Below are 15,116 nucleotides of genomic sequence, written 5' to 3'. Positions count from 1 at the left end.
TCGACCCCGTTTTAGTCAACGGATTAGTCAGTCTCGAAGGCCAACCGTTTCTACGTCGGTTCGTCATAAGTCCCAGTGGCCTTAGATCTCAGCGTAGAGTTCTGCCATGTTTCGGCCACCGTCGTTCACTTGGCTGCCGTACTCGAGTGCCTCGGCGAATGTCGTCGGCTGGAACGCTTTGACGCGGCCACCGTTGCGGGAGAGGTCGGACAGGCGGATGGAGCCGTGCTCACTGATGAGACCTGAGTCAGGCGGGAATACGAATGCCCCGTTGACGATCGGGTCGTCTCCGTCTTCGGTGATGTCGGTGGCATACAGGATGGAGCCCCGGCCGCTGTGGTCACCGTTGAAGTTGGGTGCGTTGTAGATGAAGACTGCGGCGACCTCGTCATGTTCGCTCTCATCGTCTGGGATGCCGTCGACGGTGGCCTTCCCAATGTCGGGGATCGCGGAGGCCGCCATACGTGCTTGGTCTTCGAAGTGCTTGACCTGACCGTAGCCGTCACGAGCTTCGATCACGTTCAGGGAGTCGATTGGGTATGCCTTCGACCGGCTCCCCTTCTGGAGGAGGTAGTCCGTGCCGTTCAACGTCATTGCGCGCCCCTCGATGACACGCAGGCTCCCTGAATTCCCGTGCGTGAGCACGGTCACCTTGCGATCAGTCTGGTCTCGCAGGAGAGCGCGTGCTCGGTCCTGGCCTTCGACGCCGGCATCATCTCTGAGATAGTTCACCAGGGCTCCGCCAGCGCCGTTCAGATCACCATGGCGGGCGCCGATCGACACACTGATGACCGAATCGCTGCCGGCCTCCTGGGAGATGTTCCGGACCATTGGGTTGAACAGCACCGTCTCGCCACGGTTGGTCGAGGTTGGTGAGATGAGGTGCTCCAGGGAGCCGCGTGGGTCGGCGCCGGCGAGTCCGATCTCGGAGCTGGTCTGGGTCTTGGTCGCGAATTGACCGGCGTGGCCGGTGGTCTGATTACCGCGCGGATGCTGGGTGGGGTCGAATGTGTTCATGCCCGCAATGTGGGCTGCTACTGCATCGTGCGGGTCTTCCCTCGCGGGTGGTTGTCTACGAAGTCCACGCCGCTGACACCCTTCGCCCGCGCCGCATCCCATTCGAGCTGCAGGGCCCTCGCCTCACGCAGCGTGAACCGGTCGCCGAGCACCATTCCCCTCACCCAAGCGTCGGCACGGCGTCGAGCCATGGGCCGCATGCGCCTGAGTGTGGTTCCTGGTGTGTAGTCGTTGAAGACGTCGAGCGCGGCAGTGAGGGTCTCAACGGTGTCGGTGTACGCCTCGGGGTTCGTGCGCTGGCCGGTCTCCGCGAGGACGAGTTCTCCAAGCGCCGTCAGATCTGCCATCTGAGGATCTTCGTATCGCCCATTGGGGGTGTTCACATAGTCCCAGCGGCCCGCGGCGACCTTCCCGAGTCGCCCCTGAAAATCGGCTGCGGACAGCTCCTGACCGAGGCCGACTTCAGCGTCGGACTGGGCCTTGGTCGCGAACTGCCCGGCGTGGCCGGTGGAGGTGTTACCGCGCGGGTGCTGAGAGGGGTCGAAGGTACTCATGCCTGGTATGTGGGCGGCTGCACTCGGGTCATGATCTTGTGCCCGCGGATGACGCTCCAGCTCCGGTCGAACAGGAGCCGACAGATCTCTTCGCTGTCAGCAGTCGAAAGGTTGCCTGGGTCGTAGGCGCCACTGCATAGCCCGCGAGCAGTCCGTTCAGCAGTACCTTCGCTGGCGAGCCACGCGTTCATTCGACGCGTCCAGCCAAGGACCTTCCGTTCGGTTAACGGGCTTTTGGGGAACGTCGGCGCAGGTGTAGTGATGCGTCCGCTTGTCGTTCGATGCGGACGCCCTGGGGTGATCATGCACTCATCGTTGACACAGACAGCCTGGGATACGTCATCTGACATAGCCGGTCTGTGCGCGGTGGCAACTGGTGCCGCTCACATCCGTGGGTATGAGCGCATTCGATCCCAGCAAGCATCCTCGAGGTAACGCCGGCCATGCCGGTCGTTTCGCCACACGCAAGCTCACGATCAGTGAAGTCAGCCTTGATGACGGGCCACCACCGCCTCCTGCGTTCGGGCAGTCGTACCAGGGGCTGCAGGAGCACGGCTTCCCACCACCACGGCAGGCACTGCCGCTGCAAGTCGCCCCTGGCAGTGACCCCGATGACCCTGAGGCGGTCCGATACCGCGTTGAACGGAGGGATCGCGGGCCGATACCGCCGATGCCGCCGGCCCGCTGACCGCCGTCAGTACACGTGACCTCGGACGAAGTCGGACGCAGCCTGCGCGAGGTCCTCGAGTGTGCCGTCGTTGCCGATGACGACGTCGAATGCTCCGGAGGTGAGGGAACGTTCCGAGGCGTGACCTGACAGGTTCCGTTCGACCTTGCGCTCGATCCACACAGTCACCCCACCGAGGCGTTTGACCATGCCCAGCTCATTCGGGAAACGGACACCTGTGATCGCCACGTTCACCCCGGTCCCGCGCAACGCAGCAATTCGACTCTGCGCAATGTCGACCCAGCAGTCCTCGCCGATGATGTTGCGCCCAACATCGGTACCAAGCGCCTGATAGAGCCTACGGACCTCAGGATGGGCTTTCGCTCCGATGAACCCGCGCTCCGCTTCCAGATCGAGGTAACGGACACCCGGCTCGACATACGGATTGAGTCGGCTGACCGCCTCACGCAATGGTGCCGAGAACCCTGTGATGGTCAGCGGACGTAGATGTTCCTGCAGCAGTTCTGCGAACGTGTCTTTGCCGGAGCGGTAGTGGCCGCCAATGCCGATGAGTGCCGGGAAGGTTTGATGCGAACGTGTCATGACTACACCTGTGCGCGTGCTGCGGCCGTCAGGTCAACTCTGCTTCCAGCTGACCCACGCGCTCAGTGCCGCATCGCGTCGATCAGCTCTTCATCGAGTCGGTGCCAGCCGCCGTGCGCTGCGATCGCGACCGGCATCCACGGGTCCGGGATGCGGGCGGCGTGGAGAGTCAGCCAGACCTCATAGGCTCGCTCGCTGGTATCGGTGCGCCGCTCCTCGGTGCCCGCCCATGCGCGGGAGATGAGTGAGGTCGTCTGCTCCGGCTCGTCAAGGTCGAGTCCGTACACCCCGGCTGCCTCGAGAACGCGGGCCGTCTTCAGCAGGTCGCGGCGAGGCACAGCCGATTCGAGGATGATCCGCCAGTAGGGTGCGACCTCTCGGCCGTGCGGGTGCCGCGGGCCGGGGGCCTCGTAGGTAGGGAGAGCGTCGGTGCCGGTGGCGTAGGCGAGCAGGGCTCGCAGTGCGGCAGCCTTCGGTGAGAGCTTCATCGTCATCCTTGTCGTCCTGAGGCTGTAACCCCATGTGCTGATGTGACTTCAAGCGCACATATGCGCGGGACAGTCTCAAGCTGGGCACTCATCAGGCATGGATCGTTCCGTATTCCGCTCGGTGGACGCATTTGTCCCCAGCCAGGTGATGGTCGCGAATACCCGCAGCCCCCGGCTCAAACAGCGGAGGAAACACTGACCTCGTCACCACTGTGCCGCAGCAGTCCACAATCTGGCGCATGAGCACATTCGATCCCAGTCAGCACCCACGCGGTAACCAGGCCACCGGCCATGCCGGGCAGTTCGCGGCCAAGGCCCAGACCGACGCGGAGATCGGGCTCAGCCACGCCACGCCCACAGGCTCTGGGCTCTGGACCTCTGAGAGCATTGAACGGGCTGCGGGAACGATCTCGGCTTTCGACGGGGTCGACTCAGTGACCTTTGACTTAGAGCCGGAGACAGTGACCCTGCCCCCGAACGGGCGAGCGTACGAGCGCCTGCATGGCCGCCTACAGTACAAAGGCCACGAATTCGAGATCGAAGTCATTGAGAAGATGGGCACGGTGTCCGGGACCGGATACGTCACCGTCAACGGTCCCGGGAAACAGGGGATCGCACATTCGACCTATCATGTGCCGAAGATCTATCACTCGCCTGGCGTCGTCTTCCCGAGCCGTCCTGATGACCTCGGGAACAACATCGAGACGGCCCTGCTGGCCGACGACATCACCTCCAGACTGGCCCGCAGCCCGCACAACGCAGACGGATGGGCTCGGACACGGATGGACATCCACTCCAGCGGAGGGAAGGCCTGGGTGTCTCTGCCCGGCGAGACCTTCGGGAACACCAGCCTCTACTACCACGGAGGCCGGAAATGGCGTGGCTATGGTGGCATCGCCTTTGGGGACCAGGCTGCGCAGCGAGAGAGCGTCATCCGCGGGCTCGGGCAGGGACAAGCCACGCATGGCCGAAAGATGCTCCGTGAACTCGACCAGGTGATGACCGCCGTGCAGGCAGCTCATGACCGTGAGTACCCGCCCACTCCGGCCCAGCTGAAGCGGCGCCGAAAGATCTGACTGCGGTGCCCCTGTGCTGCTGCAGCCCACATGGTGAGGCATGAGCACATTCGATCCCAGCCAGCACCCACGCGGTAACCAGGCCACCGGCCACGCCGGGCAGTTCGCGGCCAAGGCCCAGAGTGGAGCCGAAGTGGGCCTTGAGCGGCAGGAACTGTCCCCAGTCGCCGCGGCTGAGACCCATCTCAACGAGACGATCATCGCGCCACTGCTCACCCAACTGGACATGCCGGCGGACGCCTGCCGGGCGAGACTCACCTCCACCAGAACGGAGACTGCCGCAGGCGCTCAGCAGCGGCTGAGTATTGCCCTCGACTGGAAGGAACCAGCAACGGACGCGGACACCATGGCTGAGCAGATGATCTTCACTGGAATGCTGAAACGACTGATCGAGCAGCCCACAACCTGACATATGAGCACATTCGATCCCAGTCAGCATCCACGCGGTAACCAGGCCACCGGCCACGCCGGCCAGTTCGCAGCCAAGACTCAGACCAGCTCAGAAGTGGGTATCGGACAGTCGGCGGTCCAGACGGCCCACGAGCGATTCGAGGAAGCTCGCGCAGCCCGTGGGCGCGCAGCGATCGAACAGGTCGGTGACGAGCTGTTCCGCGATATTGGCGATCACGTGCAGGGGATCATCTACCGGGACACCGAGGAAGGCGAGGCCGAAGCCGTAGCGTTCGTCTGGAAGTCGAGCGGCACACAGCAGGACATCTGGGAGTACGACCGTCCCAATGGGGTCCGCAACATCGTGAACGACCGGCTCGGCCACGATGAAGACTTCGACAACTTTGCCATCCACTCTGACGCCAGTGGGTACGCCCACGAGCACCTGGAGTCAGCGCCTCAGTGGGACACCGAGGATTACACAGCACATGTACTGCCCGTTCAAGCGAACCCGCAGGCAGCGCGAAACCTCATAGTGGCGGAACGAGATGTGGAGGCGAGTGCCCAGGTCTACGTCGACGCGCTCGCCGAGGAGGCGGCGGCCAAGATGCTTGACACCAACCCCGGCATTCGCAGCATCCAGGTCAAAACCGACGACGATGACGAGCTTCGAGTGTCGGGCTTCGAGACAGCTGTGGCCGAGCGTCGCTTCGATGACGATGATGCTGCTCAGCGGTTCCTGGATGAGCTCGGCTTCGACCCCACAGACGATCAGCAGGATCTGCGCTGGGCTGTGGACTCCAAGCTGAACCATGGAGGCTGGGAGATCAGCACCCCGAAAGGCTCGATCATTCTCGAGCAGTGGGGGTAACGGGAGTGCTCAGCCCTCGCAGACGCAGTAGTCGACCACGTCTACATCGTCCGGAAGCCTGGCCTCTGCACTGCTCTGCGCCGCGCTCACACTGGGGCCCTCGCCCGCGACCCGCTGCACTTGCTGCTCGTCGAACCCGCAGACATAGAGCGGAACAGTGAAGGCAATCTCGACCCGAGCCATGACCTGATTCTCCGACACGGCCAGGCCAGAGCGCGCAGACACTCCGAATCCAGCAGAAGAGCACCCCGACCAGATTCGCCCCGCGCGTCGACCCGCATAGGGGGCTGTCATGGACACACTCCGCTACACCGGCCCCCACCTGAGCCGAGGTCACTCGGCATCGGCAGGAATCGACCTGTACGCCGCACAACCTGCGATCGTCACGCCCGGGATGCGCCCGACAGTCGTCTCCACCGGTGTGCGTGTCGCTCTGCCTCTCGGCGTGATGGGGATGATCGCGATCAGGTCTGGGTGCGCTGCAGAAGGCCTCCAGCTGGCGAACGCACCGGGAATCATCGACCCGGGCTACCGCGGCGACATCCGTCTGTTGCTGATCGCGCAAGGCGATCACCCAATCTCTGTCACGGCCGGCCAGCGGGTCGCACAGCTCATTCCTCTCCGTTTCGAGGCCCTGCGTCTGGAACAGGTGGTCGAGCTGCCGGAAAGCGAAGACGGTCGCGGCAACGGCGGTTTCGGCTCAACAGGGAACTGACCTTCCGCGCACAGAGGCAGTGCCACACAGATTCGATGAAAGGCGAACGTCATGACCACGCAGAGAATCACCGCACGCATCCGCCAGGCCCTCGATCATGTCGAGCAGTTGCACGTCGTCGCCGTGGTGATCGGCGAGCGAGATGCAGACATCGACTACGACAGCCTCTACCGCTCAGAGACGGTCGGACTCGTGAAGATCACAGACGAAAGCCTCACCAGCGCAGACAACGACGGTGTGCTGCTCATCACGACGACCGACTTCGACGACCAGTACGACCGCATCCAGTACTTCCTGCGCGCAATGCTGCGAAACGCCGGCGTCCCCTTCGAGCACAACGGCGAGCACAGCCTCCTCATCCGCGGTCTGAGCCCGCTCGATGTGATGGTTCTGCGCAGTTTCGGCCAACGCCCGGCCCAAGCCGCCTGAGCGCAGCACACATGCATGCGTGAACACCGACGAAGGAGGGCAGGAATATGACAGCAGGAACGATACGTGGAGTAGACCTCGGGATCACGCCCGGCAACGGGACACCGGGCTCTTTCGCCTCACACACCCATAGCGGCTACGACGGGCCGCAGCTCACCGATGAGCCAAATGTGCCCGCAGCTGCGGTCACCGCGTACTTCGCCGCCCTGTCACGTGTGCCGAAAGACGATGACGCAGACCCCTACGAGGCGAACCAGGTGTTTTCAGAGCACCTGCTGCTGACCTCGGAAGCGACCGCACATCTGGACGACGACAGCCTCCACAGGCAGGCAGCTGTCCTCAATGAGTTGGCCTTCCAGTCAGGTCAGCCGATCGCGCAGACTGCGGTCGCAGAGCTCGACCTGCAACCGTCAGACATCAGTCTCAGCGACGCAGCCACGCTGTCCACCAGGCTCGCACACCTCAGCCAGCAAGCCGACCAGCGAGTCAAAGCCTCACGGGACGTCGTTGAAGCCGACGCATGGTCGAAACGTCGGCATGCATACGCGCTCGCGGCAGTGGACACCGCAGCTGGATTCACTCTCGTAGAGGGGCGCGTCCAGCAGGCAGCTCATCTGATCGGCCTGTTGGGCTCCGGTCGCACACCTGAAGAGGCGGTCACGGCACTCTGAGGTCGCTACGCATAGGTACCGCGTGTAGCACCACCCGATGGAGGAGAACATGAGCGACCAGCCCCAGAAGACACTGACCCGACGTTCGATCCGCACGATCGTTGACCTCACGAAAGCCCTCGACCGCGCTGTCGTTCCGCATGAGGTGGTCACTGTCGCAGCAGTCGCGCTCGGGGTCGCACGACCAGATGCCCCGGATGCGAGCGAGCTGATCTCGCGCATTCTCCTTTCCGACGAGAAAGTGACGCCGATCGCCGACGTCATTCGTCTGGCTGCGGTGGACCCGCTCGACCTTGCGCTGGAGGTGCTGTCGCTGGAGCGAGACGGGATCAAGGCTGTCTGGTCTGTGCTGGAGGCACTCGGCGCAACAGACGGTGGACGACTCCCGCAGGCCGACACCCAGGCTGCCCGACGTACGGCGCAGGTTCTCTCTCGTCTGTCACCGCAGGCGATCGCCACGGCGCAGGCGGCAGTCGAATTTGCTCGCGGTGTCGTGCCGACACCCCCGGAGAGCGATGCGAGCAGAGCACCAGAGCCGGTGGCCGCTCCCGCTGCGGTGGACCACGTTCCAGGTGACTACGAGGACAGCTTCGTGAGCGCCCTCGAGGAGGACTGAACCCCGTGGCCAGATCGAAGAAGCAGAAGAAGGCCACGGAGGCAAGCGCGAAGACACGGACTCGCGACGCAGCGGAAACACCCTGGCAGGGTGCAGGGCTTGTCGAGGTGCCGGATGAGCAGTCCCCGGTCAACGCGAAACAGCCGAAGTGGCGCAAGCGCTATCGGCTGCTGGCCTGGGCGTCCCTGATCGGTATGCCGATTGTGCTTGTCGTCGACCTGAGTCTCGCGACGAAGGTCATGGACCCGAATTTCGGCAGCGCCGCAGTGCAGGTGGCCGACCAGGTGGACTCTGTCGGGAAGGCCACGGCATGGCTGACAATGCAGAAATGGCTGTCCGGTGACCCTTCGCCGCTGCCGGGTGCGACGGTCGTCTCCTGGGACGGCTTCTCCACGAAGAGCCAGGACAAGAGTGTCTCGCAGCAGGTGCTGCAGGCCTGGGGTGAGAAGGACTACACGGTGGAGATGCACCGGTTCACCCTCGTCGACAAGGCCGGTCAGGTGTACGAGGCTGACGTGACCGTCGCGGTCGACGGCAATGGCCAGTCTGAAGCGGTCGGCACGCCGTCGGCATTCCCGGTCGCACCGTCGTCGAGCGGGTGGTCGACGAAAGGTCCGTGGATGGACACCGTCGAGACCACGAAGACCGATGCCATGAGCGAGGCCGTCAACAACTGGGCGAAGGCCTACACCTCAGGGGACTCGGCGACACTGCGTCTGGCGGTCGGGGATCAGGACGCCAGTCACACGTACATGACGCTCGCGAAGGTCGGCTCTGTCTCCACGATGATTCAGAAGGCGGCGTACAAGCCGACGCTCAAGGACAAGACCTACGAGTCACAGCAGAACCCGTCGACGGTGATCGCTCAGGTCGAGATGAAGGTCGCATGGGACGGTCAGGACCCGCGCGAAGTCGACTCGAAGGGGCAGAAGCAGACGCTCGACGTGCTCATTGAGAACGCGAACACCGCCAGCCCGAGAGTCGTGGCCTGGGGTGCCACCGGCACCGGGCCCGACCTTGAGCCCTACCAGAACGCTGTCACCGGCCGCCAGATCAAGAAGGACTCCGACCAGGCGAAGACCCAGCCGACACAGCCCGCCCAAGCACCCACCGATCAGCAGCAGCCTGATCCGTCGGTGCCGATGGATGCGCAGTAGAGGAGCAACCTTTGAGCAAACACTCAAACGCCGGCGGCATGCACCAGCCAGTCGTCCACCCATCATGGCCGACTACAGTCCGTTCCCGCCGAAAGAACGGCATCATCCAAGGCATCAGCAATGACGTCTGGCTGTACAAGCGCGTGCCGCTGGCGCCGATCCGTGACGCGAAGACCGTCGAGGACGCCCTCGCCGCGCAGCGTGTGCTCGACAACGCCTTCGAGGCCTGCGCATCACTCGCCAGCGTCAGCGGGTCAAAACGCGGCATGAACAAGGGCCGCTACCGGCAGTTTCATCTGATCAGTGTGGTCGTGCCCAGATTCTTCCAGCCGCCGATCGGCCATCCCATTCACGACTATCTCGTGGAATCTCACGGAGACGTCGTCACCCAGGAGAAGGTCGTGCTGTTCGGTGTCCGGCTGAACAATAAGTTCGCCAGCCGTGGTTTCAAAGAGGCGATCGAGTCTGTCGTCGACACCATGGTCTCCGGCGGAGTGCCGATCTCAGACTTTGAGGCCGACTATCAGAAGGTGAACGCCGCCCTCGAACGCGCCGGACTGCTCGACATGCGCGATCGTGACTTCAAACTCGCGAATGGGTGGTGGAACTTCGGACGGAACCCCGACATCCCCTTCGTGCCGTACCGCGACCACGTCAGATTCTTCACCGACAGTCGAGCGACCCGGGCTGCCGAGCTGATGGGGTTCGACAAGCCAGAGCTCTGGGACGACATCGAGGGGCAGCGACCTTTGACGTTCGCCGCCGTCGGAGACTTCGACCTGAAATACACCTCGGAGACCCAGTCATGGGTGCGCTGGGCGATGGCGCTGCAGGACGTCGGCGCTCCGATGATCTCCATCCGGGGGCTGGTGGAGCCGCCGAAGATCACCCGCTCGGAGGTGCGAGGGCAGATCGTCCAGTACCGTGGCGACATCCGTGACCGACAGTCAGCCGGCAAGCTCTCCAAAGACGAGCTGGAGCAGAAGCTCGCCGAGCTGGAGTCGATCGACCAGGCGTACTCCGCGGCAGGCTCCGCACCTCCGACTCTGGTGGACACGTCGATCGTCTGTGCCATCCCCGGGCAAGTCGCCGACCTCGAAGACATCAGCATGAACACAGTCTTCTCCATGAACGCCATGAGCGACCGTCAAGACGTCGCCTGGATGGAGTCGCAACTTGCCAGCCCGTGGCGATCCAACCCAAATCTGGAGGATCTGCCATCCACGACGGTCGCGTACTCCGGAGTGCTGTCACAGTCGGCGGTCGGCGACGAATCAGGCATCTGCATGGGGTTCACCCAGAACGACCGTCAGCCGGTCTGGCTGAGCCCCACCGCCGTGGCCGACGAAGACGTACCGCCGATCTTCCTCGTGGCAGCAGGCTCCGGGTCAGGCAAAACCATGATGCTGCTGAACATGGCCGACCAATTCAGCCGCATGTCGGTCCCGAACATCATCGTCGACCCCAAGTACGGGTCAGACCACACCGCTGCAGTCATCGCCTCAGGCGGCCAGGTCATCTCCATGGACGACCTTGCCTCATCGGACGGCGCCCTCGACCCGCTGCGCTTCTCCGTCGACAACCCGCAGGAACAGATCGACACCGCCGCCGCCACAATCCTGCAGATCCGCCCATGGGCTGAGGAGCCGGAACGCTACGAGCGGGAGCTCAACAGCGCCATCTCCTACGGCGTGCGTCAGCGCGGCGCGAAATGCACCGGAGAGGCGCTCGCATACGCCTACAAAGACGGCAAGGCGTCAAAAGAGATGGTGATGCCGATCTTCCAGCTGAAGCAGGACAGCTCGCTTTTCGGCTCATTCTTCGGCATTCACCCAGAGTCTGCGGCGCTCGGCTCCTACGACGGCACCACCCTCCTGAAGCTCGGGAAGACTCGACTGACCCTCCCCACGAACCCGAACGCCCACAGGAACCTGAACGAGCGCATCGGCGTTGCAGTGGTGAAGATGATGTTCGTCGGAGCGATGATGAGTCTGACAAACCGTGACGGCGTGATCCTGCAGGATGAGTCATGGCTGCTGACGAACACGAGCCCCGAAGCAGCCGAGGAGGCCGGTCGTCTCTGCCGTTCGATGCGAGTGCTGCCTGTCTTCTTCTCCCAAGACATCACCGGTGCCATCCGAGCTGGTCTCGGCCCCCATGTCTCGCGTGTCGCCATCGGTCACATCCGTGAGAGGAACGAGGCCATCGCCGCCCTGCAGGTCGCCAGAATCGAACCCACTCCTGACGTCGTCCAGCGGATCATGGAGAAACCGATGCGTGGCGGCTCGGATGGCAGCCAGGTCGTCAACTGGTCGTCCATGGCGTCGCTGCGCCGCCGGAATTCTGACGGTACCAGCGAGATCGTCCGGGGGTCCGTGTTCATCATCACCGACCTCGCAGGACGGTCCGCGCCGGTGGAGATCCGTCTGTCGAAAGAGTTCCTGGCCCGGGCCTCCACGAACCGTCAGGACATCATTGCGCGTGAACAGGCAGGTGCCACCTCACCCGCATAGGTGTCGGCATGGGATGGTGTGCGACACAAGGTGATTGCCGGCAGCTGATGCGGGAGCTCGACGACTCGAGCGTTGACGTGATCATCACCGACCCGCCCTACGAGATCGGGCAGACGCAGAAGCCCGGACTGCACTGGGATGACCACGGCATCGCGTTCGACCCAGACGTCTGGGAGCAGTGTGCCCGAGTGCTGAAGCCCGGCGGGCACCTCGCAGCATTCGGCGCCTCGAAAACATACCATCGGTTGGCCTGCGCGATCGAGGATGCCGGACTCGTCGTCCGAGATCAGCTGATGTGGCTGTACGCCTCCGGCATGACGAAAGGGCTTTCCTTCGACCGTGTGTTCGTGAAGACCGGCCGCCCAGACCTGGCACACGAGTACGCCGGCACGCACTCCAGGCTGAAACCGGCGCATGAGCCGATCTGCCTGGCAGGTAAACCGTTCGCCACGAACATGCCCGACGGTGTCGCCCAGTGGGGGACCGGTACCCTGCAGATCGACCAGTGCCGGGTGCCGACCGATGAGAAACTCGGACGTATGCCGGGTCAGTCGACTGATGTTCTGCCCCTCGGCACCAGAGAAACGGCGAGCTCTACGCACGCGCTCGGACGGTTCCCGACGAACGCAATCCTCGTCGACGACGGCGCAGGAACCACACGTGAGCTCATCGACGATCTGGTCATCACCGGGCGCCCCAGGCAGGTCGCCCACATGTTCCCGAGCGTGGTGGACCAGGTGTTCTACGCATCCAAGGCTGCCAAGAGCGAGCGACCCACCGTCGACGGGGCCGGGCATCTCACGGTGAAGCCCCGTGCTGTGATGCGCTGGCTGGTGAGCCTACTGGTGCGTCCTGGGCAAGTCGTCCTGGACCCATTCTGCGGGTCAGGTACGACTCTGCAGGCAGCTGACGAGCTGGGGGCCGAGGCCATCGGATTCGACCTTGACCCCCACTCGATACGTCTCGTTCAGGCACGTATGTCAGATTGCAAGGCCCGCGACTGACAAGGCGAGACGGACAACCATCTCCTCGATCCGCTCGATACGACCGCCGGCGCCCAGGCAGGTGGCCACCCTCTTCAGCGCAAGGTCTACTCGCAGGTCATCCCACTGCTGCGACTCCCGCAGCGGGCTGAGCGAACCGTCAGCGCGCACCCGCGAGCACCTCGTAGCGATTACCGCGGAAACTGCCTCCGGCACCGACTCCTCAGCCGACTCAGGCAGCAGCGCGCTCGCGGCGTCAGCGATCTGGGCGATCTGCTCATCGTTCGGTCGGATCGCACCGGCGATGAACCCCCGCATCACCAGAGCCGTCGTGCGAGGCCCTGATTCCAGGAGCGTGGAAGCCTCAGCGAGTGTCAGCCCGTCCCAGAACCGCAGGGCAAGGTCCGGGATACTGCTCTGCTGGCTGGCGGTCATGGTCCCTTCGACAAGGGCAACCCACGCGGCCAGTGACTCAAGCGGCAGCGACGGTGTCGTCTGCAGCAAACGCTCCAGCGCTCGTCGACCGTCTACGGTGGCGACAGGCCGGCCGGAGATCCCCAGGTAGGTGAGGACTCCGACAGCGGCGGGATGCATCAGCTCTCTCGGGCGCCGGTCCGTAGACGTGAGCATCCGATCGAAGGTGTCCAGTGCCTGGTCGAACCGCTGGTCATCTGAGGCGGTCTCGTCGTCGGTGGCCAGTGCCGACTCCAGTCGGATGCTTGCGGCGCCGGCACGCTGCGATTCCGACGGGTCCTCGCGGATGATGCCGGTGAAGGTCTCCGATTTTGCGGCGCGAGCTCGAATATCCCGATGCTTGGACAGGGCGGTCATCTTCATCATCTGCCGTGCCCACCCCAGCAGCGACCGCCCGGAGCGGATCATCTCCAGATCGAGTGTCGAATGAGACCGTGCTGTGTCACGGATAGCCGCGATCTTCTTCTCAATGTCGAAGACGATCTCATCCACCAGGTCATGGCCGACCTGGCCTGAGAACCGATAGCGTCCGAAGACGACCTGCTCTGCCACTCTCGCCTGGATGACGATTGCCGCGAGCTGGCCGCGCACATGTCGCTCCTGATCGGGTGTCTGGGAGCCTGTGTAGTAGGCGCAGACGAGGTCTTTGGCTTGCTGGTCGTATTGGTCGTTGATCGCACGGTACGGTGATGTTGTCTCGGCCATGGCGTCTGGGCACGGTCAGGCTCCGCGCACATACGCGGATTTGAAGCCGATGTGCCCCCTCCGCGCTGGCATGTGCGCGGCCCGATTGCACGGTGTTACGACGCATATAGTCCCGTAACACCCGCAACGGAATAGACGTCAGCTGATGGCAGCATCCCGGTCGAGGATGTTTACCGGTTTCACACCCGCGCGGTCCTGCTGTCTGACCCCAAAACGACGCTTCGTCTGATCGGGGTCGAAGACCCGACCGGTGACCGGGTCGAGTTCGACTTTCGCCCGGCGGGCGCGGCCTTTGATGATCGCGTTGTAGCGTTCACCGGGGGAGCGAGCGTTCAGGATCTGAGACGCCGTCTGCTCCGAAACCTTGTAGCCGTAGACTGACCCGCCCATCCGCATGGCGAGCACGCCTCGTGCCTTGTCGTAGCCGGCCTCGCTGATGAAGCTTCGACGCTGAGACAGCGGCTTGAGAGGCACGCCCATCTGCTTGGCACGCTGTCGCCGACGGTTCATCAGCGAGCGCACCGAGCTGAGCGCGGTTCGAGGGCGACGCGACTCGAGGACGGCGTTGGCAGCCTCCGCGAGCTTCAGCCCCACCTGGTCGTTCGGGGCGAAACCGAGAGCTTTCGTCGACCAGACTCGAGGCTCATGCTCGGTCACTCGCACCCATGAGCTCACCTGGCGGCCGTTGATGGTCGCCGAAACCGGCACGTCGAACGTGCGGTGCCCGTGCGTCGCCGAATAGCGGCGGATCGCAGTCGCGCTCGGCATCCGAAGAGTGACACCCGCGCCCTCGTATTTCATGCGGTGGGTGCGGCGGTTGCCGGACAGCGCCCGCCCAGAAGTCTGCCCGGGCGTGTAGTCGTCGGGCATCTTCTCGAAACCAGCGCCGGCGGCCTCGTGCTCTGCCGAGATGAACGACCCCGACCACCACCGCTTGATGCCACGGGTGTCCGACGGGTCAAGCGAAGTCGACGCTGCTGCTGCGCCGACGGAGCGGCTACTGTCAGCGAGTGCCTTCGCCCGCTGCTGCTGTGCGGTCTTGCTGACGTTCAGTGCGTGAGGCGCAAGCGACACCTCCGGCGTGCTCTGCAGCTTCTCCGCGAAACTGCCGGGGGTGCCTTTACCCGGGGTGATGCCGATGTCTTTGCCACGGATGTGCTCGCTCATGACCAGTGATGTGTGCTGCC

General features: G+C 63.8%; 17 protein-coding genes. 10 read left to right on the top strand and 7 right to left on the bottom strand.

Going from position 1 to position 15,116, the window contains the following annotated elements:
• Positions 1 to 81: 81 nt before the first annotated feature.
• The 4 genes from F8O06_RS07685 to F8O06_RS07670 all read right to left on the bottom strand — a co-directional run bounded on the left by F8O06_RS07685 (position 82) and on the right by F8O06_RS07670 (position 3,329).
• Complete coding sequence (locus F8O06_RS07685; protein ID WP_158037767.1) at positions 82 to 1,017, bottom strand: hypothetical protein; 936 nt, start codon at positions 1,015 to 1,017, stop codon at positions 82 to 84.
• A 17-nt stretch (positions 1,018 to 1,034) separates the two neighbouring features.
• On the bottom strand, positions 1,035 to 1,571 hold the full coding sequence (locus tag F8O06_RS07680) for a hypothetical protein (RefSeq protein WP_158037768.1): 537 nt from the start codon (positions 1,569 to 1,571) through the stop codon (positions 1,035 to 1,037).
• A gap of 694 nt (positions 1,572 to 2,265) precedes the next feature.
• Positions 2,266 to 2,841 carry a hypothetical protein gene (locus F8O06_RS07675; protein ID WP_158037769.1) on the bottom strand — a complete coding sequence of 192 codons (576 nt, stop codon included), beginning with the start codon at positions 2,839 to 2,841 and terminating at the stop codon, positions 2,266 to 2,268.
• A gap of 62 nt (positions 2,842 to 2,903) precedes the next feature.
• Positions 2,904 to 3,329: a hypothetical protein gene (locus tag F8O06_RS07670; RefSeq protein WP_158037770.1), complete on the bottom strand. Its 426-nt coding sequence runs from the start codon at positions 3,327 to 3,329 to the stop codon at positions 2,904 to 2,906.
• 239 nt (positions 3,330 to 3,568) lie between these two features.
• Between F8O06_RS07670 and F8O06_RS07665 the strand changes: the two genes are divergently transcribed.
• From F8O06_RS07665 to F8O06_RS07655, 3 genes are read left to right on the top strand one after another with little or no spacing between them, the layout of a single operon-like run.
• A complete protein-coding gene (locus F8O06_RS07665) occupies positions 3,569 to 4,405 on the top strand; it encodes a hypothetical protein (protein ID WP_158037771.1) in 837 nt (278 codons plus the stop codon).
• A 40-nt stretch (positions 4,406 to 4,445) separates the two neighbouring features.
• Positions 4,446 to 4,814 carry a hypothetical protein gene (locus F8O06_RS07660; RefSeq protein WP_158037772.1) on the top strand — a complete coding sequence of 123 codons (369 nt, stop codon included), beginning with the start codon at positions 4,446 to 4,448 and terminating at the stop codon, positions 4,812 to 4,814.
• A gap of 3 nt (positions 4,815 to 4,817) precedes the next feature.
• On the top strand, positions 4,818 to 5,666 hold the full coding sequence (locus F8O06_RS07655) for a hypothetical protein (RefSeq protein ID WP_158037773.1): 849 nt from the start codon (positions 4,818 to 4,820) through the stop codon (positions 5,664 to 5,666).
• A gap of 9 nt (positions 5,667 to 5,675) precedes the next feature.
• Here the strand turns inward: F8O06_RS07655 and F8O06_RS12240 are convergent, their stop codons facing one another.
• Complete coding sequence (locus tag F8O06_RS12240; RefSeq protein WP_192496863.1) at positions 5,676 to 5,849, bottom strand: hypothetical protein; 174 nt, start codon at positions 5,847 to 5,849, stop codon at positions 5,676 to 5,678.
• A 109-nt stretch (positions 5,850 to 5,958) separates the two neighbouring features.
• Here F8O06_RS12240 and dut point away from each other — a divergent pair, with 109 nt between their 5' ends.
• The 7 genes from dut to F8O06_RS07620 are packed head-to-tail and all read left to right on the top strand — an operon-like array spanning position 5,959 to position 12,771.
• Positions 5,959 to 6,381 (top strand): dUTP diphosphatase, encoded by a 423-nt coding sequence (gene dut, locus F8O06_RS07650; protein ID WP_158037774.1) that lies wholly within the window; start codon positions 5,959 to 5,961, stop codon positions 6,379 to 6,381.
• A 51-nt stretch (positions 6,382 to 6,432) separates the two neighbouring features.
• Positions 6,433 to 6,810: a hypothetical protein gene (locus tag F8O06_RS07645; protein WP_158037775.1), complete on the top strand. Its 378-nt coding sequence runs from the start codon at positions 6,433 to 6,435 to the stop codon at positions 6,808 to 6,810.
• Positions 6,811 to 6,857: 47 nt separating this feature from the next.
• Positions 6,858 to 7,481, top strand: a complete 624-nt coding sequence (locus F8O06_RS07640; RefSeq protein WP_158037776.1) for a hypothetical protein — start codon at positions 6,858 to 6,860, stop codon at positions 7,479 to 7,481.
• 49 nt (positions 7,482 to 7,530) lie between these two features.
• Entirely contained in the window at positions 7,531 to 8,097 is a 567-nt protein-coding gene (locus F8O06_RS07635; protein ID WP_158037777.1) for a hypothetical protein, read from the top strand.
• Between the two features lie 5 nt (positions 8,098 to 8,102).
• The gene (locus tag F8O06_RS07630; protein WP_158037778.1) at positions 8,103 to 9,254 is read left to right on the top strand and encodes a hypothetical protein; all 1,152 of its coding nucleotides are present in this window, start codon (positions 8,103 to 8,105) and stop codon (positions 9,252 to 9,254) included.
• Between the two features lie 11 nt (positions 9,255 to 9,265).
• On the top strand, positions 9,266 to 11,767 hold the full coding sequence (locus F8O06_RS07625) for an ATP-binding protein (RefSeq protein ID WP_158037779.1): 2,502 nt from the start codon (positions 9,266 to 9,268) through the stop codon (positions 11,765 to 11,767).
• 47 nt (positions 11,768 to 11,814) lie between these two features.
• Positions 11,815 to 12,771, top strand: coding sequence for a DNA-methyltransferase (locus F8O06_RS07620; RefSeq protein ID WP_192496841.1), 957 nt, complete (start codon positions 11,815 to 11,817; stop codon positions 12,769 to 12,771).
• On the opposite strand, the gene F8O06_RS07615 is transcribed toward F8O06_RS07620, so the two are convergent.
• Positions 12,748 to 13,929, bottom strand: a complete 1,182-nt coding sequence (locus F8O06_RS07615; RefSeq protein WP_158037781.1) for a hypothetical protein — start codon at positions 13,927 to 13,929, stop codon at positions 12,748 to 12,750. The genes F8O06_RS07620 and F8O06_RS07615 overlap by 24 nt on opposite strands.
• Before the next feature lie 138 nt (positions 13,930 to 14,067).
• Complete coding sequence (locus F8O06_RS07610) at positions 14,068 to 15,096, bottom strand: KTSC domain-containing protein (protein ID WP_158037782.1); 1,029 nt, start codon at positions 15,094 to 15,096, stop codon at positions 14,068 to 14,070.
• Between the last annotated feature and the right edge of the window lie 20 nt (positions 15,097 to 15,116).

It is taken from the genome of Pseudoclavibacter sp. CFCC 14310, assembly GCF_008831165.1.
GTDB lineage: Bacteria > Actinomycetota > Actinomycetes > Actinomycetales > Microbacteriaceae > Pseudoclavibacter_A.
Note: the sequence above shows the minus strand (reverse complement) of the source record. Positions and strands in the feature narration are given on the sequence as shown.